The organism is Halorubrum ezzemoulense (assembly GCF_004126515.1).
GTDB classification, from domain to species: Archaea; Halobacteriota; Halobacteria; order Halobacteriales; family Haloferacaceae; genus Halorubrum; species Halorubrum ezzemoulense.
Map to the genome: position 1 here is coordinate 1,103,217 of NZ_CP034940.1, position 19,783 is coordinate 1,122,999.

General features: G+C 68.3%; 22 protein-coding genes. 20 read left to right on the forward strand and 2 right to left on the reverse strand.

Features of this window, described 5'->3' with window-relative positions; translation table 11 throughout:
• Nucleotides 1-96: 96 nt before the first annotated feature.
• The 17 genes from EO776_RS05470 (at nt 97) to EO776_RS05550 (ending at nt 15,093) form a co-directional block, all read left to right on the forward strand.
• Nucleotides 97-405 (forward strand): hypothetical protein, encoded by a 309-nt coding sequence (locus tag EO776_RS05470; RefSeq protein ID WP_049930064.1) that lies wholly within the window; start codon nt 97-99, stop codon nt 403-405.
• 108 nt (nt 406-513) lie between these two features.
• Entirely contained in the window at nt 514-918 is a 405-nt protein-coding gene (ribH, locus tag EO776_RS05475; RefSeq protein ID WP_049930063.1) for a 6,7-dimethyl-8-ribityllumazine synthase, read from the forward strand.
• A 27-nt stretch (nt 919-945) separates the two neighbouring features.
• Nucleotides 946-2,100: a pyridoxal phosphate-dependent aminotransferase gene (locus EO776_RS05480; RefSeq protein WP_049930061.1), complete on the forward strand. Its 1,155-nt coding sequence runs from the start codon at nt 946-948 to the stop codon at nt 2,098-2,100.
• 198 nt (nt 2,101-2,298) lie between these two features.
• Complete coding sequence (locus EO776_RS05485; protein WP_094520937.1) at nt 2,299-2,814, forward strand: universal stress protein; 516 nt, start codon at nt 2,299-2,301, stop codon at nt 2,812-2,814.
• Nucleotides 2,815-2,866: 52 nt separating this feature from the next.
• Complete coding sequence (locus EO776_RS05490) at nt 2,867-3,310, forward strand: DUF5788 family protein (protein ID WP_049930057.1); 444 nt, start codon at nt 2,867-2,869, stop codon at nt 3,308-3,310.
• A 70-nt stretch (nt 3,311-3,380) separates the two neighbouring features.
• Nucleotides 3,381-3,716 (forward strand): Asp-tRNA(Asn)/Glu-tRNA(Gln) amidotransferase subunit GatC, encoded by a 336-nt coding sequence (gatC, locus tag EO776_RS05495; RefSeq protein ID WP_086216470.1) that lies wholly within the window; start codon nt 3,381-3,383, stop codon nt 3,714-3,716.
• A complete protein-coding gene (gatA, locus tag EO776_RS05500) occupies nt 3,717-5,021 on the forward strand; it encodes an Asp-tRNA(Asn)/Glu-tRNA(Gln) amidotransferase subunit GatA (protein WP_049930055.1) in 1,305 nt (434 codons plus the stop codon).
• On the forward strand, nt 5,018-5,524 hold the full coding sequence (locus tag EO776_RS05505) for a DUF5797 family protein (protein WP_094520938.1): 507 nt from the start codon (nt 5,018-5,020) through the stop codon (nt 5,522-5,524). Before gatA ends, EO776_RS05505 begins: the two co-directional genes overlap by 4 nt.
• Nucleotides 5,525-5,585: 61 nt before the next feature.
• Nucleotides 5,586-6,032: an SHOCT domain-containing protein gene (locus EO776_RS05510; RefSeq protein WP_049930053.1), complete on the forward strand. Its 447-nt coding sequence runs from the start codon at nt 5,586-5,588 to the stop codon at nt 6,030-6,032.
• A gap of 79 nt (nt 6,033-6,111) precedes the next feature.
• The gene (locus tag EO776_RS05515) at nt 6,112-6,357 is read left to right on the forward strand and encodes a YhbY family RNA-binding protein (RefSeq protein WP_049930052.1); all 246 of its coding nucleotides are present in this window, start codon (nt 6,112-6,114) and stop codon (nt 6,355-6,357) included.
• Nucleotides 6,357-7,250, forward strand: a complete 894-nt coding sequence (locus tag EO776_RS05520) for a mechanosensitive ion channel family protein (RefSeq protein ID WP_049930051.1) — start codon at nt 6,357-6,359, stop codon at nt 7,248-7,250. Before EO776_RS05515 ends, EO776_RS05520 begins: the two co-directional genes overlap by 1 nt.
• A gap of 159 nt (nt 7,251-7,409) precedes the next feature.
• Entirely contained in the window at nt 7,410-8,747 is a 1,338-nt protein-coding gene (gene trkA, locus EO776_RS05525) for a Trk system potassium transporter TrkA (RefSeq protein ID WP_094520939.1), read from the forward strand.
• Between the two features lie 10 nt (nt 8,748-8,757).
• The gene (locus tag EO776_RS05530) at nt 8,758-10,260 is read left to right on the forward strand and encodes a TrkH family potassium uptake protein (RefSeq protein WP_049930048.1); all 1,503 of its coding nucleotides are present in this window, start codon (nt 8,758-8,760) and stop codon (nt 10,258-10,260) included.
• A gap of 78 nt (nt 10,261-10,338) precedes the next feature.
• Entirely contained in the window at nt 10,339-11,907 is a 1,569-nt protein-coding gene (locus tag EO776_RS05535; protein ID WP_094520940.1) for a TrkH family potassium uptake protein, read from the forward strand.
• A 63-nt stretch (nt 11,908-11,970) separates the two neighbouring features.
• Nucleotides 11,971-12,411 (forward strand): universal stress protein, encoded by a 441-nt coding sequence (locus tag EO776_RS05540; protein ID WP_094520941.1) that lies wholly within the window; start codon nt 11,971-11,973, stop codon nt 12,409-12,411.
• Nucleotides 12,412-12,466: 55 nt separating this feature from the next.
• The gene (locus EO776_RS05545; RefSeq protein ID WP_086216478.1) at nt 12,467-13,315 is read left to right on the forward strand and encodes a universal stress protein; all 849 of its coding nucleotides are present in this window, start codon (nt 12,467-12,469) and stop codon (nt 13,313-13,315) included.
• Between the two features lie 77 nt (nt 13,316-13,392).
• Nucleotides 13,393-15,093: an acyl-CoA mutase large subunit family protein gene (locus tag EO776_RS05550; RefSeq protein WP_094495029.1), complete on the forward strand. Its 1,701-nt coding sequence runs from the start codon at nt 13,393-13,395 to the stop codon at nt 15,091-15,093.
• Nucleotides 15,094-15,150: 57 nt separating this feature from the next.
• Here the strand turns inward: EO776_RS05550 and EO776_RS05555 are convergent, their stop codons facing one another.
• Nucleotides 15,151-15,387: a hypothetical protein gene (locus tag EO776_RS05555; RefSeq protein WP_049930038.1), complete on the reverse strand. Its 237-nt coding sequence runs from the start codon at nt 15,385-15,387 to the stop codon at nt 15,151-15,153.
• A gap of 112 nt (nt 15,388-15,499) precedes the next feature.
• On the opposite strand from EO776_RS05555, the gene EO776_RS05560 reads away from it, so the two are divergent.
• The 3 genes from EO776_RS05560 (at nt 15,500) to EO776_RS05570 (ending at nt 18,052) form a co-directional block, all read left to right on the forward strand.
• Complete coding sequence (locus EO776_RS05560; protein ID WP_094520942.1) at nt 15,500-16,264, forward strand: phosphopantothenate/pantothenate synthetase; 765 nt, start codon at nt 15,500-15,502, stop codon at nt 16,262-16,264.
• Nucleotides 16,265-16,318: 54 nt separating this feature from the next.
• Nucleotides 16,319-16,768: an Lrp/AsnC family transcriptional regulator gene (locus tag EO776_RS05565; protein ID WP_006113217.1), complete on the forward strand. Its 450-nt coding sequence runs from the start codon at nt 16,319-16,321 to the stop codon at nt 16,766-16,768.
• A 126-nt stretch (nt 16,769-16,894) separates the two neighbouring features.
• Nucleotides 16,895-18,052 carry a DUF63 family protein gene (locus tag EO776_RS05570; protein WP_049930034.1) on the forward strand — a complete coding sequence of 386 codons (1,158 nt, stop codon included), beginning with the start codon at nt 16,895-16,897 and terminating at the stop codon, nt 18,050-18,052.
• Between the two features lie 342 nt (nt 18,053-18,394).
• Here the strand turns inward: EO776_RS05570 and EO776_RS05580 are convergent.
• A protein-coding gene (locus EO776_RS05580) for an IS630 family transposase (RefSeq protein WP_100050522.1) occupies nt 18,395-19,415 on the reverse strand; the annotation gives its coding sequence in 2 pieces (ribosomal slippage) (nt 18,395-18,913 and nt 18,915-19,415; 1,020 coding nt in all).
• Nucleotides 19,416-19,783: the final 368 nt, after the last annotated feature.

The following is a 19,783-nucleotide window of genomic DNA, read 5'->3' on the forward strand; positions in this document are numbered from 1 at the left end:
CACAGCTAACTCGAATCGCGGTCACGATGTGCCGGACCCCGTCCGAGGAATCAGCGAACCGAGGCACCAAGTTCTCCGAGCGGAGATGTTCCCCAGATGATCGAGTGGTTCGGTGGTGGCGAAAACGCTCTATCCATGCTCATCCCGCTGGTCGGGATCTGCGTCATCGTGGTTGCCGAACGAGTGACCGGGACCAACCGCGCCAAACGGTACGTCCTCCCGGCGTTCGTCCTCTGGTTCGGCCTCCGAGCCGTGATCGGACTCGAACAGGGACCGATCGTTTCGCTTCCCCCTCCGATCGGGCTCCTCCTCGCCGTCTCGCTTCTGGTCGGGTTCCTGTCGCTGCTGCTGTACGGGTTCTACGTCCTGTGGGCGGGACGGGACCCGATCGCCTCACGCGCGTGACCTCGTGTCCGGCGGTCGGGCTCCGACCGCCCCCGTCGCCGAACGCGTTCGCCCGGCAACCCTGCGGTCGAACGGTAGACCTTTGCCGTCGCCCGCTCCAGTCCCGGTATGGTCTCGCTGGGACTGGTGGTGGCGCGGTTCAACGACTCCGTCACGGAGCCGATGGCCGAGGCCGCCCGCGAGGCGGCGGCCGACCGCGACGCCGTCGTCGTCGACGAACTGAGCGTGCCGGGCGCGTACGACAGCCCGCTGGCCGCCGACCGCCTCGCGCGCCGCGAGGACGTCGACGCGGTCGCGGTCGTCGGCGCCATCGTCACCGGCGACACCGACCACGACCGGGTCATCGCGACCGCGACCGCCGAGAAGCTCACCGACGTGAGCCTCGACCGGGACACGCCGGTCACCTTCGGCGTGAGCGGCCCCGGGATGTCCGGCGCGGAGGCGCGCGAGCGGATCGACAAGGGCGCGGACGCGGCCGCGGCGGCGATCGACCTCGCCGAGGAACTCGACTGACACCCACGAGCCGACTACACACGACACATGAGCGACGCATACGACTTCTCGGAGCGGATCGGACGCGTAGAGCCCAGCGCGACGCTGGCGATATCGAACCTCGCGGCGGAGAAGGAGGCCGAAGGAGCCGACATCGTCGACCTCTCGGTCGGCGAGCCCGACTTCGACACCCCGGAGAACGTCGTCGAAGCGGGCAAGGACGCGCTCGACGCAGGCCACACGGGATACACCTCCTCGAACGGCGTGCCCGAACTCAAGGAGGCGATCGCGGCGAAGCTCCGCGGCACCGGGATCGACGCCGACGCGGACGAGGTGATCGTCACCCCCGGCGGCAAGCAGGCGCTCTACGAGACGTTCCAGACGCTGATCGACGAGGGCGATGAGGTCGTGCTCCTCGACCCCGCGTGGGTCTCCTACGAGGCGATGGCGAAGCTCGCCGGCGGCGACCTCTCTCGGGTCGACCTCGCGCCGCACGGGTTCCAGCTGGAGCCCGCGCTCGACGAGCTCGCCGAGACGGTCTCCGACGACACCGAACTCCTCGTCGTCAACTCCCCGTCCAATCCCACCGGCGCGGTGTTCTCCGAGGCCGCGATGGAGGGCGTTCGCGACCTCGCCGTCGAGCACGACGTTGCGGTCATCTCCGACGAGATATACGAGCGCATCGTCTACGACGCCGAGCACGTCTCGCTCGCGAGCCTCGACGGGATGGCCGACCGCACGGTGACGATCAACGGCTTCTCGAAGGCGTACTCGATGACCGGCTGGCGGCTCGGCTACCTCCACGCCACCGACGAGTTCGTCGGCGAGGCGGGCAAGCTCCACTCCCACTCCGTCTCCTGCGCGACGAACTTCGTCCAGCGCGCCGGGATCGAGGCCTTAGAGAACACCGAGGCGGCAGTCGAGGAGATGCGCGACGCCTTCGCCGACCGCCGCGACCTCCTCGTCGACCTGTTCGACGAGCACGGCGTCGACGTCGACGTCGGCGACGGCGCGTTCTACATGATGATCCCCGTCGACGACGACGATCAGGCGTGGTGCGAGGCGGCGATCGAGGAGGCCGCGGTCGCCTGCGTCCCCGGGAGCGCGTTCAACGCCCCGGGCTACGCGCGCATCTCCTACGCCGCGAGCGAAGAGCGCCTGCGCGAGGCGGTCGACCGCCTCGTCTCGAACGACCTGCTGTAGCGGGGGACGGTCTCCGGACCGGCGCGTCGCGGCCGGCACACCGCCGCGCTCTCGGGAGCCCTCCCGGTCGACGCATCGCCTCGCTTTTCGTCAGTGCGTCGTCGCTGAATTCTCCAGCTGAGCGGCCGCATCCCCCAGTAGCGCGAATCTGCGGTGCGTTTTTACCGCTGCTCCGCGAAGTTTCAACTCGGTGGTACGATGTACGACAACATACTGTTCCCGACGGACGGAAGCGCCGGCTCGGAAGCGGCGGCGGCACACGTGAGCGAACTCGCGTCGGCGTTCGACGCGACGGTCCACGTGGTCCACGTCGTCGACACCCGCGAGGGCGGCCTCGGCGTGAGCGGGGCGTTCGTCCACGAAGACAGCCAGGCGATGAGCGGGGTCTCGCCGGAGACGGGCTACATCGGCAGACACGAGGACGTCGACGCCGACGAGGTCGAGGCCGAGCTCACCGCTCACGCGAGAGAGCTCGTCGGGGCCGCGGCGGAGTCACCGGACGACATCGACATGACGACGGCCGTCGAGATGGGGACCCCTCACTCGGCGATCCTCCAGTACGCCGACGACCACGACGCCGACCTCATCGTGATGGGGACCCACGGCCGCACCGGCGTCGAGCGCTACCTGCTGGGGAGCGTCACAGAGAAAGTCGTACGGCTGGCGGACGCGCCCGTCGTGACGATCCGGGCGGACGAATCGGACGGCGAGTGACGGTCGCTCCGTCACCGCAGCACATTTTCCCGGCGCCCCGCAACGGGACCGCATGGACGAGGCCGAGCGAGAGGCGATACTCGACCGGGTCACCAGCCAGAGCGCGACGGTCGGCGCGTCGGTCCCGGACGAGGTCACCATCGACGGCACCGCGGTCGACCTCTCCGAGTTCATCGTGGAGACGCGCGCCGTCGACACGGTCCCGCCGGAGGTCGAGCGCAAGGTGTCGTCGGTGAAGTCGACGCTCCGCGCCGAGCGCGAGCGTCGGATGGCCCGGCTGCGAGGCGAAGGCGCCGAAACCAACGCGGGCGACACCCCCGATGACCCCCCGCTCGACCGTGAGACCGCCGAACGGCTCGCGGACGAGGTCGTCGGGATCGACCGGGCGCTGAACGCATTGGAGACGATCCGCCACCCCGACTTCGCCGACGCGCACCGCTCCGCGACGCTGGACGGCCACGAGCGCTGGCTCGCCTTCGTCGACGAGGTCCGGTGATCGCGGGCCTCGGCGGGCGTCCGATGCGACGTTCCGAAACCCTTACTCCCGGTCCGGGACACCTGCTCGTATGAGCGATACGTCCGAGTCGACGGATGACGCGGGGGAGTCCCCCGACGGGGGCGACGACGCCGCGGCCGCCGTCGACGCCGAGGAGGTCCGTCACGTCGCCGACCTGGCGCGCGTCCGGCTCGCCGACGACGAGGTCGACGAGTTCGCGGCGCAGTTCGGCGACATCTTAGAGTACTTCGAGGCGCTCGACGAGGTCCCCGAGACCGAACGCGAGGAGGACCTCGTCAACGTGATGCGCCCCGACGAGGTCCGCGACGGCCTCTCGCAGGAGGAGGCGCTCGCGAACGCCGAGGAGACGGAAGACGGCTTCTTCGTCGGCCCGAAGGTGTCGTAGATGGCGGCCGACATCAACGCCTTCGTGACGGAGGAGCGGATCGAGGGCGACGCGGACGCGGACGGTCCCCTTGCGGACGCGACCGTGGCAGTGAAGGACAACATCTCCACCGAGGGGGTCCGGACGACCTGCGGCTCGGAGATGCTCGCCGACTACGTCCCGCCCTACTCCGCGACCGTGGTCGACCGGCTGACCGACGCGGGCGCGACGGTCGTCGGGAAGACGAACATGGACGAGTTCGGGATGGGGACGACGACCGAGACCTCGGCGTTCGGCCCCACCCGGAACCCGGTCGACACCGACCGCGTCCCGGGCGGCTCCTCGGGCGGCTCCGCGGCCGCGGTCGCGGCGGGCGAGGCGGACGTCGCGCTCGGCTCCGACACCGGCGGCTCGGTGCGCTGTCCGGCCGCGTTCTGCGGCGTCGTCGGGATCAAGCCGACGTACGGGCTCGTCTCCCGGTACGGGCTCATCGCGTACGCGAACTCGCTCGAACAGATCGGGCCGATCGCGGGCACCGTCGAAGAGGCCGCCGCAGCGCTCGACGTCATCGCCGGCGACGACCCCCACGACGGGACGACCCGCGACCTGCGCGAGGTCGAGGGCGCGGACCCGGACGCGAGCTACGCCGCGGCCGCGGACGGCGACGTGGCGGGGCTGACGATCGGCGTCCCCACGGAGCTGTTCGAGGGCGCCGACGAGCGCGTCGTCGAGACGGTCGAGGCCGCGATCGCGGACCTCGAAGCGCAGGGCGCGGAGACGACCGACATCTCCCTGCCGTCCGTCGAGCACGCGGTCCAGGCGTACTACGTGATCGCGATGGCGGAGGCGTCCTCGAACCTCGCGCGCTTCGACGGGGTCCGGTACGGCCACCGGAGCGGCGCCGACGGCAACTGGAACGAGTCGTTCGCGGAGACGCGCGAGGAGGGGTTCGGGGCGGAGGTCAAGCGCCGGATCCTCCTCGGCACGTACGCGCTCTCGGCCGGGTATCACGACAAGTACTACGAGAAGGCGCAGGACGCCCGCGCGTGGGTCCGGCAGGACTTCGAGGCGGCGTTCGACGAGGTAGATGTCATCGCCTCGCCGACCATGCCGGTCCTCCCCTTCGAACTAGGCGAGAGCCTCGACGACCCGCTGCGGATGTACCTCGCCGACGCGAACACGACGCCGGCCAACCTCGCGAACCTCCCAGCGATCTCGGTCCCCGCCGGCGAGGCCGACGGGCTCCCGGTCGGGCTCCAGCTCGTCGGGCCGAAGTTCGGCGAGGAGACCATCGTCCGCGCCGCGAGCGCGGTCGAAGACAGATGAGCCTCACGGACGAGGAGCGGGACCGACTGGCGGACGTGGTCCGCCTCCAGCCGACGAAGAACGGCGAGCTCCAGGACGCCTGGGAGATGGAGAGCGGCAGCGAGGTCCACGGCTACCTCGAGAACCACCTGAAGGAGTACTACTACCGCGACGACGACAGCCTGATCCGCGCGACGGCGGAGGCGAACGACCTCGTCGACGTCGAGCCCGGGGTCGAGCCCGACGCGGTCGCGCGCGGCGCGGTCCCGGAGACGATCCGCGTCTCCGAGCTGGAGTCGCAGGTCACCGAGGTGCTCGCCGGACCGGACGAGCGCTCGCAGTCCGTCGTGAGCGTGCTCAACGCGCTCCGCGAGGCGTTCGACGCCGATCCCGAGGTGGACGCGGTGCGGCGGGCGCTCCGCAGTCTGGAGCGCAAGAACGTCGTCGAGGTGGTTTACCGCACCGTGCCGACGTTCCGGCTGGCGGTCGCGCGCGACGAGATCACGGTCGAGGTCGAGGAGTAGGCGCCCGTCGGCCGACCGAGTGCCGATACGATTTTGTACCGGCACGGAAACCGTCCTCCCAATGAGCGACGCCGCCACTCCCCGCGAGCGGTTTCGCCGCAACGCGAGCAGCATCGCCGCGACGGTGGTCACCGGCACGTGGCTCGGCGCCCTCCTAGCCGGGTTCGACTGGTGGCTCGGGTTCATGCTGTTCGGGTACATCGTGATCATTCCGGTCGTCTCGATGTTGTTCGACGAGGAAGCGGAGGACTCGCTCGCTGTCGAGCCCGAGGCCGAGTCGGCCCCCGTCGAACGCGGAGAGACGGCGGAGCGCGGCGAGGCGGCCGGCGACACCACGGACGCTCTCGAACGCCTGCGGACCCGGTACGCGAACGGTGACCTCACCGACGAGCAGTTCGAGCGGAAGCTCGATCGCCTACTGGAGACCGAGACGCCGGAGGACGCCGCCGAGTGGGCGGAGCGGAACCGCGCCGCGGCTCCGGAACGCGAAGCCGAGCGGGAACGGTGACGCGGGGCGCCGCGCCGCTCCGACGCGACCGGCGCGACCGAACCTCAAGCTTCAATGCGCGCGGCCGACTCGACCGCGTATGAGCGACCACGAACTGCGGAAGGAGGCGCACGACCTCGACGTGACCGTCTGGGTCGGGAAGAGCGGCGTCGACGCGGTCGTCGACGAGCTTGCCGACCAGCTCGACGACCGGAAGCTGGTGAAGGTGAAGTTCCTTCGGGCGGCCCGCGGCGGCACGTCGACCGACGAACTCGCCGACGAGCTCGCCGAGGCGGTCGGCGCCGACCTGATCGAGACGCGCGGCAACACGGCGGTGCTCCACTGATGGGCGCCCCCGCGGGCGCGTCCGGAGTCGTCGCGGTCGCGGGGACGCTGGAGCCGTACCTCGGTCCGCTGGCCGACATTGTCGTCGACGCCGCGATCTTCCTCGCCGTCGTCACCGCGACGTACGTCCTGTACAAGGCGGCCGTCAAGCCGCTCGTCCGCCGGGTGTTCGACCGACAGGGGCTCGACGAGCACGCCCGGCGCCCGCTCCAGAAGATCGTGGCGTTCCTCGTCCTGTTCGCCGGCGTCACGGTCGCGTTCGGCGCGGCGGGCTACCAAGGGTTCCTGCGCTCGCTCGCGACGATCGCGGCGGCGGCGACGCTCGCGATCGGCTTCGCGCTCCAGGACGTGATCAAGAACTTCGTCGCGGGCGTGTTCATCTACACGGACAAGCCGTTCCGCATCGGCGACTGGATCGAGTGGAACGGCAACTCGGGGGTCGTCGAGGACATCTCTTTCCGGGTCACCCGCGTGCGCACCTTCGACAACGAACTGCTTACGGTGCCGAACCACGCGCTGACGAGCGACGTGGTGAAGAACCCGGTCGCGAAGAAGACACTGCGGCTGAAGTTCGTCTTCGGGATCGACTACGAGGACGACGTGGAGAAGGCGACGGACATCATCGTCGAGGAGGCCGAGAGGAGCGACGCGATCCTCGAAGACCCCGCGCCGTCGGTCCGGCTGACCGAACTGGCCGACTCGTACGTCGGCCTCCAGTCGCGGATCTGGATCGACGACCCCTCGCGGGCGGACTTCGTGAAGGCGCGCGCCGACTACGTGAAGGCCGTCAAGGCGCGCTTCGACGAGGCGGGCATCTCGATCCCGTTCCCCCAGCGCACCGTCTCGGGACGCAACGAGTGGACGGATCCCTCGTCGTTCGGCGGAGACGATTGAAGCGGCGGCCGCGGCGGAGAACTCCCGCTCGGTGGAGCGGCGTCACCCGGCAGGGCGGCGCCTCGAACCGTCTGGCGGCGTCTTCCCCGTCGCTGGCGCGCTGAGTACGCCCGAGCACCGATAGTAACGAACTTCAAGGTCGGGTCTCTGGGTTGGTCCATGTACGTGGTCGTCATCGGGGCCGGCGAGGTCGGGACGAGCATCGCCGCGAGTCTCGCGTCGGACCACGAGGTCGTCGTCGTCGACGTCGATCCGGACCGGGCGGAACAGCTCAAGTACGAGCTTGACGTGCTCACCATCGCCGGGGACGGGACGTCCTCTGAGATCCAGTCGGCCGCCGACGTCGACCGCGCGGACATGGTCATCGCGTGTACCGACGACGACCAGACGAACCTCGTCGCGTGCGGGGCCGCGAAGACGTTCGGCGACGGGTTCACCATCGCCCGCGTGAAAAGCACCGAGTTCCTCCGCACCTGGCAGGGCAGCGAGGGCGCGTTCGGCGTCGACTTCATGGTGTGTACGGACCTGTTGACCGCGGAGAACATCGTCCGCGTCATCGGGCTCCCGGCGGCGATCGACGTCGACCCGTTCGCCGGCGGGCTCGTCCAGATGGCGGAGTTCGAGATCGGCGAGGGGAGCCCCGTCGCTGGACAGACCGTCTCGGAGGCCGACCGGTTCGAGTCGCTCACCTTCGTCGGGCTGTTCCGCGACGGCGAGATGACGATCCCCCGCGGCGACACGGACATCGTCGTCGGCGACCGCGCGGTGGTGGTCGGAAGCCCCGAGAGCGTTCAGTCGTTCGCGACCGACATCGCGCCCGAGGCGACGCCGGACGACGCCGACGAGATCGTCGTCGTCGGCGGCAGCGAGATCGGGTATCAGACCGCCCGGCTGCTGGAGGAGCGGGACTTCACGCCGCGGCTGATCGAGCGCGACGCCGACCGCGCGCGGTGGCTCGCCGAGAACCTCCCGGACACCGTCGTGATGGAACACGACCCCACCGACACCGAGTTCCTCTCCCGCGAACACGTCGACGAGGCCGATATCGTCGTCACGGCGCTCGGCTCCGACGAGAAGAACCTGCTCATCTCCGTGCTCGCCAAGCGCCTCGGCGTCGACCGCGTGATCGCCGTCGTCGACAGCCCCGACTACGTCACCGTCTTCGAGGAGATCGGCATCGACATCGCGATCAATCCCCGGACGGTCACCGCCGAGGAGATCACCCGGTTCACCTACGAGAGCGTCGCGGAGAACATCGCGGTGTTGGAAAACGACCAGGCGGAGGTCCTCGAACTCGAACTCACCGAGGGGTGCGGGCTCACGGGACGACCGATATCGGACATCGTCGCGGAGAGCGACGCGCGGTTCGTTATCGGCGCGATCACGCGCAACCACCAGCTGGTCACCCCGCGCGGGGACACCGTACTTCAGGCCGGTGACCACGTGATACTCCTCGTGGAGTCCGACTCGGTCGGACAGATCGCCTCGATGGCGTGACCGCCTCCACGTGAGTACCACGATCCGCGTCGGCTGGCGGGCGAGCGTGGGACTCACCGGCGACGTCCTCGCCGCCCTCCCGGTTCCGCTCGCGTTTCCGCTGCTGATAGCCCTCTACTACGGCGAGTCGCCCGTGCCGTTCCTCGCGGCGATCGCCGTCTCGCTCGCGATCGGTGCGGCGTTCCGGTCGGTACGGGACCCCGAGGGAGACCTCGGCCCGCGGGAGGCGTTCCTCGCGGTGGCGCTGATCTGGTTCCTCGTCGCCGCCGTCGGCGCGATCCCCTTCGTCGTCGCGGGCGTCGGCACGGTCGCGCACCCGGTGAACGCGCTGTTCGAGTCGATGAGCGGACTCACCACGACGGGCGCGACGGTGCTGCGCGACTTCTCGCTCCACTCGCGGTCCGTCATGATGTGGCGGCAGGTGATCCAATGGCTCGGCGGCCTCGGAATCCTGATCCTGGCGACCGCGGTGCTCTCCGAGATCGGCGTCGGCGGGGCACAGCTGATGGAGTCGGAGTCACAGACGCAAGACGTCAACAAGCTCACGCCGAAGATATCGCGGACCGCACAGCTCATCTGGGGGATCTACTTCGGGCTCACCGGCCTCGCGATCGCGGTGTACTTCCTGCTCGGGCTCGCCGTCGACCCGCGGATGGACCTGTACAACGCGGTCGCGCACGCGTTCACGTCCGTCGCGACCGCCGGCTTCTCGCCGGAGCCGCTCTCGGTCGGCGCGTTCCACCCGCTGATCCAGTGGGCGGTCGTCCCGTTCATGGTGATCGGCTCGACCAGTTTCGTCCTCATCTACTTCGCCATCAACGGCGAGCCGATGCGCCTGCTGCGAAACGAGGAGTTTCACTTCTACCTCGGCGCGATGGCGACGTTCGCGTCGATCGTCGGGGGCGCGCTGTTCCTCGATCCGAGCGTCACCTTCGGCGCCGAGGCGACGATCCGCCACGCAGTGTTCAACGTCGCGTCCATCGTGACGACGACCGGGTACGCCAGCACCGACTACGTGCTGTGGGCGCCCGCTGCGAAGCACATGCTGTTCATGGGGATGTTCGTCGGCGGGATGGTCGGGTCGACCACCTGCTCGATCAAGTCGCTGCGGTGGCTGGTCGCGCTGAAGTCGTTCCGCCGGGACCTCTTCACCGCGATCCACCCGGAGTCCGTTCGCCCGGTCCGGATATCGGGGGAGCCGGTCGACGAGGGCGCGATCCGCGACATCTACGCGTACCTCCTCTTGAGCATCGTGATCTTCTTCCTGCTCGCCGTGGTCATCGTCGTCGACGCCGAGCGGGCGAACCTGCGCGTGACCGAGTTCGAGGCGCTCGGGGCCGCGGCGACCACGTTCCTCAATATCGGCCCGGCGTTCGGCGACGCGGGCCCGTACGGGACGTTCGCGACGTTCCCGCTGAGTACGCGGGCCGTGATGATCGTCCTGATGTGGATCGGCCGGATCGAGATCATCCCGGTCCTCGTGTTGTTCACGAAGGCGTTCTGGACCTCCTGAGTCAAGGCGGCTCTCCCGTCGTCCCCCCTTCGACAGTTTAATACAGCGAACGGGCGACCGCCATACCGTTCGAGTATCATGTCTTGGGGCGTCAACTGGAAGGCGAGTGTCGGGCTTCTCGGCGTCGGCATCAAGTACCTCGCCGTCACGCTGCTTGTTCCTCTGGTGGTGGCGCTCGCGTACGGCGAAGACATCTGGGTATTTCTGGTCTCCATGGCGCTCGTCGCGGGCGTCGGGTTCGCGGTCGAGCGGGTCGACCCCGACCCGGATCTCGGCCCTCGCGAGGCGCTGCTTTTCGTCTCGCTCGCGTGGCTCGCGGCGGCGGTTATCGGTACGGTTCCGTACCTCCTCGCCGGCTACGGCACCGCGTCGACCGTCGGGCTCCAGACCGGCTCGGTCGGCGCGCTAACGGGGTCGGTCGTCAACGCCCTGTTCGAATCGATGAGCGGGTTCACCACCACGGGCGCGACCGTCCTCGGCGAGATCAGTACCGACCAGCACTCCCACGCGCTCCTCATGTGGCGGCAGCTCACGCAGTGGCTGGGCGGGATGGGGATCATCGTCCTGATGATCGCCATCCTCCCGGAGGTCGCGGTCAACGGCGCACAGCTGATGGACTCGGAGGCGCCCGGCCCTGAACTCCAGAAGCTCACCCCGAAGATCGCGGAGACGGCGCGCGCGCTCTGGCTGATCTACTTCGGCTTCACGGTGTTGCTCGCGGCCCTCCTGTACGTGCTCCATCTCGTCGGGATGGCGCCGAACATGAACCTCTACAACGCCGTCGCGCACGGGTTCTCCACCCTCCCGACCGGGGGGTTCTCGCCGCAGGCCGAGAGCATCGGCTACTTCTCGGCGGCCGTCCAGTGGGTCGTGATCCCGTTCATGGTCGTCGCCGGGGTCAATTTCGCGCTGTTCTGGCATGTGCTTCGCGGCGAGGTCGACACGCTGCTGGAGAACGCGGAGTTCCGGACGTACGCCGGTGCGCTCGCCGTTGTCACCGCCCTGCTCGCCGTCCTCCTGTTCCGCGGCGCCGCGCCGGTCTTGGAAATCGGGGGCGCCACGGAGAGCGTCACGGAGAACGCCCTCCGGCAGGCGGCGTTCCAGATCGGCTCGCTGCTGAACTCCACCGGGTTCGCCACCTCGGACTTCGCGCAGTGGGACACGCACGCGCAGGTGTTGCTGCTGTTCACGATGTTCATCGGCGGCTCTGCCGGCTCGACGGGCGGCGGGATCAAGATCGTCCGGTGGCTGATCGTCGCGAAGGCGATCCGCCGCGAGCTGTTCACGTCGGCACACCCAGACGTCGTCCAGCCCGTCCGGCTCAGCGGGAGCGTCGTCGACGAGGACGCGATCCGTGGCATCATGGCGTTCACGCTCCTTTATTTGGTGTTGCTCGCCGTCTCGGCGGTGTTTATCGCGCTGGACGCCGCGCGAGTCGGCACGCAGCTCACCGCGCTGGAGTCGTTCAGCGCCTCGCTCGCCACGATCGGGAACATCGGCCCGGGGTTCGGCCGGCTCGGGCCGTTCGGGAGCTACCTCTTTTTCCCGGACACGTCGAAGCTGCTGATGGTGTTCCTGATGTGGATCGGCCGGCTGGAGATCGTCCCGGTGCTCGCGGTGTTCATCTCCGGGGTCGACGGACGGTAGGGCGCCCTCTCGACCCGGTGGCGAGAGCGTATCTTCATAACCGACGGGGAGAGTGGTGTTCGTATGACGAGTCCCGACGACGCCGGTGGCCAAGACCTGCTCGCTCACGTGCTCCTCCCCGTCGCGAACGAGGACGACGCGCTGGCGACGGCGCGGGCGCTCGAACCGTACGAGACCGGGCGCGTGACCGCGCTCCACGTCGTCGAAAAAGGGGGAGGAGTCCCGGACAAGACGCCCGTCGAGCAGTCGGAGGCGCTCGCGGCCGAGTCGTACGCCGCGGTCCGAACGGTGTTCCCCGACGCCGACGAACACACCGCGTACGCTCGGGACGTGGCCGAAGCGATCTTCGACGCCGCCGTCGAGACGGACGCGAGCGCGATCGCCTACCGGTCGCGCGGCGGGAACCGGATCGTACAGCTCCTCTCGGGCGACATATCGACCGAACTCGTGACCGACGCACCGGTCCCGGTGGTCGCGCTCCCCCGCGCCGAGGCGGACGAATGAGTCGTCGTCGCCCGCGTGCTCTCGGGCGGCCCGAGCGGTGAGAGGGATCCGATCGATGACGCCGAGCGACGACGGCCCGGCGGTCATGGTCGCGCTCTCGAACCCGCGGACGGAGGGCGCGCTCGTCGCGCTCGCCGGCGCCCTGGCCGAGCATAGGGGCGGCCGCCTGCTCGCGGTCCACGTCGTCACCGTCCCGGACCAGACGTCGCTGGAGACGGCCGCCGCGAACCGGGAGCGGCTCGACCGGTCCTCCGCGGACCTGCTCGCCGCGGCCGTCGACGACGCCGCGGCGTTCGACGCGCCGGTCGAGACGAAGACGGTCCTCTCGCACCGCGGGATAGAGGAGGTGTTCGACGCCGCGCGGACGAACGACGCGGACGCCGTCGTGATGGGCTACGGCGGGGCGCGGTTCGCCGGCGGGCGCGCCGAGGGGTCCCTGGACGAGCTTGCCCGCGACCTCCCCTGTGACTTCCTCGTCTTGGACGGGCAGCGGCTCGACGCCGGGGAGGTCCTCGTGTCGACCGCGGGGGGTCCGTCCTCGGACCTCTCCGCCGAGGTCGCGCTGGCGCTCCGGGACGTCAGCGGCGCGGAGGTGTCGCTGCTCCACGTCGTCGACGAGGGCGAGGCGGCGTCGGGCCGCGAGTTCCTCACCGACTGGGCTGACGGCCACGGACTCGGGGACGTCGACCTGCGGGTCGAGACGGCCGACATCGGGGCGACGATCGAGCGGATCGGCGAGGGGTACGACCTCGTGGTCGTCGGCGCCACGGAGCGTGGGCTCCTCTCGCGCGTCGTCCGCGGGTCGCTCGCGTCCGCGGCGATTCAGCGGCTCGACACGTCGGTGCTGCTCGCCGAACGCCCCTCCTCGCGCTCGCTTCGGGAGCGGCTGATCGGCGGGCGCTGAGGCGCCCCCGCTTCGGACCGCCGCCGCTTTCCAAAATATAATGAATATTTATACGCGACCGGCGGGTAACGGGCGGTATGTACGACGACGAGGAGCTCTCCCAGATCCGCGAGGCGAAGGCGTCGTGGGAGGCGGAAACGCTCGACCCGACGCTCGACCGCCACGGGGAGCGGAGCGAGCGGTTCGCGACCGTGTCGAACCGCGAGGTCGACCGCATCTACACGCCCGACGACGTCGCCGACCTCGACTACGAGGAGGACCTCGGCTTCCCGGGCGAGCCGCCGTACACCCGCGGGGTCTACCCGACGATGTACCGCGGGCGCACGTGGACGATGCGGCAGTTCGCGGGGTTCGGCACCGCGGAGGAGACGAACGAGCGGTTCCACTACCTGATAGACGAGGGGCAGACCGGGCTCTCGACCGCGTTCGACATGCCCTCGCTGATGGGGATCGACTCCGACGACAAGATGTCGCTCGGCGAGGTGGGCAAGGAGGGCGTCGCGGTCGACACGCTCCGCGACATGGAGGTGCTGTTCGACGGCATCGACCTCGCGGAGGTGTCCACCTCGTTTACTATCAACCCGAGCGCCCCGGTAATCTACGCGATGTACGTCGCGCTCGCCGACCAGCGCGGAGTCCCGCGCGAGAAGCTCCGGGGGACCCTCCAGAACGACATGCTCAAGGAGTTCATCGCGCAGAAGGAGTGGGTGGTCCCGCCGGCGCCGTCGCTCGAGCTGGTGACGGACACGATCGAGTTCGCCGTCGCGGAGACGCCGAAGTTCAAACCCATCTCGGTGTCGGGGTACCACATCCGCGAGGCGGGGTCGACCGCGGTCCAGGAGCTCGCCTTCACCCTCGCCGACGGCTTCGCCTACGTCGAGGCGTGCCTCGACCGCGGGCTCGACGTCGACGAGTTCGCCCCTCAGCTCTCCTTCTTTTTCAACTCGCACAACTCCCTCTTCGAGGAGGTCGCGAAGTTCCGCGCGGCGCGCCGGATCTACGCGACGGTGATGGATGAGTGGTACGGCGCCGAGGCCGAGGCGTCGAAACAGCTGAAGTTCCACACCCAGACCGCCGGGCAGTCGCTGACGGCCCAACAGCCGCTCAACAACGTCGCGCGCGTCACGATCCAGGCGCTCGCGGGCGTGCTGGGCGGCACGCAGAGCCTCCACACCAACTCCTTCGACGAGGCGCTCGCGCTCCCCTCCGAGCAGGCGGTCCGCGTCGCGCTCCGGACCCAGCAGATCATCGCCGAGGAGTCCGGCGCGGCCGACATCGTCGACCCGCTCGGGGGCTCGTTCGCGGTCGAGTCGCTCACCGACGAGACGGAGGCGGCAGCGATGGAGTACATCGAGGAGATCAAAGAGATGGGCGACGGCTCCGTACGCGACGGCGTCCTCCGGGGGATCGAGCAGGGGTACTTCCACCGCGAGATCCAGGAGTCGGCCTACGAGTACCAGGAGCGCGTCGACGAGGGTGACGAGACGGTCGTCGGCGTCAACGCCTACGAGATCGACGAGGACACGCGGCCGGACCTGCTGAAGGTCGACGAGACCACCCGCGAGCGACAGCTCGATCGGCTCGAATCGGTGAAGGCCGAACGCGACGACGACGCGGTCGAGAGCGCGCTCGACGACCTCCGCGACGCCGTCGAGGCCGGGGAGAACGCCATGCCCGAGATCGTCGCGGCGGTGAAGGCGTACGCGACGATGGGCGAGATCATGGCGGTGTTCGAGGAGGAACACGGCACGTACCGCGAGCGGATCGGCGTCGCCTGACGCGAAAAACCGAGGGAGTCGGACCGACTGCGCTGCGCCGTCCCGACCGGTCGCTCGCTACGCCGTCTCGACCGGTCGCGCGGACTCCGCGCACCACGCGTTGCCCCGGCGGCCCGCCCGCCTGAGGTCGAGTTCGACGACCGAGCCGGCGTCGAGCGCGGACAGCTCGGCCTCCACGTCGGGGTCGTCGTACTCGACGACGTACAGCGTCCCGTTGCGCGGGTACTCGCGGAGCGTGATCGCTCCGTGGTCGTTGCACGCGTCGACGACAGTGTACTTGCCAGTGCGGTCCATCCCGTCCCGAGCTACGCCGTGGTTTATGTTAACAGTTGTGCGTGTGGACGCGCCGACCGCACGCGACGGCCGCGAACGGTCCACTTTAATCGGCGCGTCGCCTCGCTCGCGTATGACGGAGACGGAGATCCCCGAGGACCACCCGCGGTACGCGTCGCTCGTGACGCGCCACCGGATCGAGGCGGGCGTCGAGCAAGGGATCACCTCGAAGCAGGGGCTGATCGCGCAGGGGCGCGGCGAGGCGTTCGACTACCTCCTCGGCGAGCGCACGCTCCCGAGCGCCGACGCGGCCGCGCGCGCCGCTGCCGCGACGCTCCTGCTCGCGGAGCGGCCCGTCATCTCGGTGAACGGGAACGTCGCGGCGCTCGCGCCGGCGGAGACGGTCGACCTCGCGGAGGCGGTCGACGCGGACTTGGAGGTGAACCTGTTCAACCACACCGACGAGCGCGTCCGGCGGATCGCTGACCACCTCCGGGAGCACGGCGCCGACGAGGTGAAGGGGCTCGCCGGCGACGGCGAGATCCCCGGGCTCGACCACGCCCGCGGCGTCGTCGACGCCGACGGGATCGAGTCGGCCGACGCCGTCGTGGTCCCGCTGGAGGACGGCGACCGCGCCGCCGCGCTCGACGCGATGGGAAAGACGGAGATCGTGATCGATCTCAATCCGGGAAGCCGCTCGCCGCAGACCGCCGACGTGCCGATAATCGACAACCTGCTGCGCGCGGTGCCGAACGTCGCCGCTCACGCGCGCGACCTCGCGGACGCGACGCCAGCCGAACTGGAGCGGATCGCCGACGAGTTCGACGCGGACGCGGCCCTCGACGCCGCCGAGGCGGCGATCCGCGAGGGGTCGTTCGCCGACGGGGACGGGGCGTAGTCCGGGCACAACCCTCGCCGGAAGGCAAAAGCCTCCGCCGCTCCTAGCGGGAGTATGGAACTCGACGAGACGGACCGGGCGATCCTGCGGATCCTCCAGGAGGACGCGCGGACCCCGTTCTCGGAGGTCGCACGCCGGATCGACATGTCTAGCGCCACCGTCCACGACCGGGTCAGCCGCCTCGAAGAGGCGGGCGTCATCCGCGGGTATCACGCCGACATCGATCCGAAGGCGGTCGGTCACGGCGTCGGCGCCTTCGTCGGCCTGCGAGTCGAACAGGGCCGCGAGGAGGACGCGCTCGAACGGCTCCGGGGAATCGACGGCGTGCGCGAGATACACCTCACCACCGGCGAGTGGGACGTCATCCTCCGCGTCGTCGCGGCCGACACCGACCGGCTCCGGGAGCTGATGTTCGAGCGGATCGCGGAGACCGAGGGATTCTCGCGCTCGCAGACGATGGTGATCCTCGGCACCGACTACGAGCAGCCCGGACCGCCGTTATAACTCGACCCGGGGCGGGGACAGTCGTCGGGACCGCTCGGTCGTGTCGGCCTCCGGTCGCCCGTTCGCGCCGGCCTCCGGCCGTCCGGGACCGGAACGCTCAACTCGGGACCTCTCCGAACGGTGACCATGAGCACAGCTGTCGCGGACGGGCTCGACCTGTCCCCGGAGCGCGCGTGGGCGGCAGTCGTCGGGGGGGTCACGGCGCTTTTGGCGATCGGGTCGGTCGTCTTCCCGCGCGTCGTCTACGACCGGTTCCTCTGGCGCTACTTCTGGGGACCGGTGGTCGCGGACGGCGAGGGCGCGCAGTGCGCCGTCCGCGAGGCGGGCGGCACCACGGAGCTGCTCGGCAGCAGCGCGGCGTGCCAGTCGGCGCGGAGTGCCGGCGAGGTCGTCGCCGCTCCGGGGTACACCACCCTCTCGACGGTGAGCTACGTCGTGATCCTGTTGGCGATGCTGGTCGGCGTCGTCTTCCTCCTCCGCCGGCTCGACATCGCGACGGAGCTCCGGTTCTTCTACGCGCTGTTCCCGTTCATGCTGTTCGGCGGGGCGATGCGGACGGTCGAGGACGCGGGGGTCGCGGCGACCGCCGCCGGCGCCGAGCCGCTGATCCCGTTCCCGGCGAGCGCGGTGTTGATCAGCCCGTTCATCTACTTCACCGTGTTCCTGTTCACGCTGGCGTGCGTCCTCGCGGCGTACGGGCTCGAACGGCGCGGCGCCGTCGACGACTACGCGCGCCCGCTGTTCGGGTCGGGCGCCGCGGGGCTCGCGCTCGCGGTCGGCTACCTCGCGTACCTCGCGGCCACGACCGGCTACGTCACGTTCTACCCGCAGGTGCTCGTCCCGACGCTCGCCGTCGCGACCGCCGCGACCGCGGGCACGTGGGCGCTCGCGACGCGCCGGATTCCGACGATCCGACAGGGGACGGGCGCGGCGGGGGTCGTGATCATCTGGGGGCACGCGGTCGACGGCGTCGCGAACGTAATCGGGCTCAACTGGATGCCCGCACTGACCGGCACCGCGAACCTCGTCCCGAAACACGTCGTCAACGCGCTCATCGTCGACTGGACCGGGCGGCTGCTCCCCGACTCGATCCTCGCCGTCACCGGCGACGCGTGGCCGTTCCTCCTCGTGAAGCTGGCGGCCGCGACGTTCGTCGTCTGGGTATTCAACGGCGAGATGAAGGCGGAGTCGCCGCGCTACACGCTGCTGTTGTTGATTACCGTGCTGGCCGTCGGACTGGGCCCCGGGACGCGGGACATGCTGCGCGCGACGTTCGGGGTTTAAATGGCGGGCGGTTAATCCCCGTAGTTCAGGACGCTCGCAGATCCGCTCGTTTATCCCGAGATCGGATTACTGGCAGTCGGAAACCGAATTTGACACAATGAACGGGCACGTCAGAATTATGCTTCTCGGAAGTCTCGGTCTGATTATTAGCGTCCCCATTTGGTATACGATTATATCCTCCGAGGAATTTTCACCGGACGTTTTCTTGAATCCGAGCCTGCTATTCTGGCTGATATTCGGGTTTGTCGTTTTCCTGTTCGGGTATTACAACACCGATGTAGAGTAATTCGGGTCCACTCACGAGGCGATCGTTCCCGAAGGCTCACTCGCTCATTTATATACTCACCGACAGAGATATTGATATACTCCGGGCGGATCAATCTCTTTCATCGCTGAGCGGATCTCACTCCGAAGTTCGTCAACTTCTCCAAAGTATTGATTACCAAGAGCTGATCTAAGTTGTCGCCAACACTCTTCGGTTGGATTTAGCTTAGCCATCCCAGTCGGGAGATATAGAAGCTCTAGCTTCGATTTCTCGGCAAACTCCTTGACTTTCTTCGCTGTGAAATAGGAACCTTTGTCGAGAACTACGAGTAGCTTCTCTCCGAATCTTGCCTGAAGTGACTGGAGAAATCGAACCGTCGTTTCCTTGTTGAACGAACCAGCGCATTCCAAAAACATGGTCTCGCCGTTCTCGGTGAGACCGCCCAAGAAATTGATTCCATCACGAGAGGCCGACACGTTCACTGTCGGCCTCTCGTCAATCGGAAACCACGCATATCTGAGATCAGCTCCAACCGATTTCCTGAACTGATCAATCGTTATGACCAGCCTGTCTTCATCCCGTCTCCCGACTTTTTTTGAGCTCGTCGTCGTACCGTTCAAGATCTTCCTCGTCAGCCGAGGCTGGTTCTGGCCGAGGTTTCTTCCAGGAAACCTCGGCCTCTTTCATTAGTCGCTGAACGTGACGCCGGGAATGTGCAACATCAAACTCAGTTATGAGGTGTTGTTGAGCTAGTATACTCGACCAAGCAGGCTCATCGTATCCAGCTTCTTCGGGTGATTGGTTGAGTGTTTCAGCGAATTGTTGGAACTGTTCGTCAGAGAGCTCAGGCGGTCTTCCTGGACGTTCGTCGTCGTAGAGCGCGTCTTCAAAGTCGCGCTCTTCGAAGCGATCCAACCAGTTGTACACTGTCTGACGAGGCCATCCGTATTTTTCCTCGATCTTATCTGGAGATAGCCCAGCGAGATATTCGCGTGCAGTAGTGAGCCGTTTGATTGCTTTCGGATCACGCTCGTCCGCGAGCTGCTCGCGGACGCGCTCAACTGAAAGATCGGGAATCTTGTTCCCGTCCTTGGACATACTCAAACGATGAGCTTCTGTGTCTCAAAACTTTCGACGTTGAGTATAGATGGCTAACCGCGGATCAGTGGCGGACTCCTCCAAAGCCCCGCCCGCACAGCAACCGCGCCTCACGCCTCCCCAGCCTCGTCACCGGACGACGTCCGGTTGTAAGCGAGAGCGGGGCTCTCGCCCTGTCGGTGGTCCTCCGCTTCGCTCCGGACCACGGACTCCCTCGCGCGTCCTGTCTCGCGGCCGCCGGGGGCGGCCGCTCGCAGGCACGCGCCACCGCACCGCATGTTTATGAATGAATCTCGGGACACCACGTCGCGATCGGTCACTCGGGTCGCTCCGCAACGGCATCTTATAAGCCGTCGCGGGGGGAACGG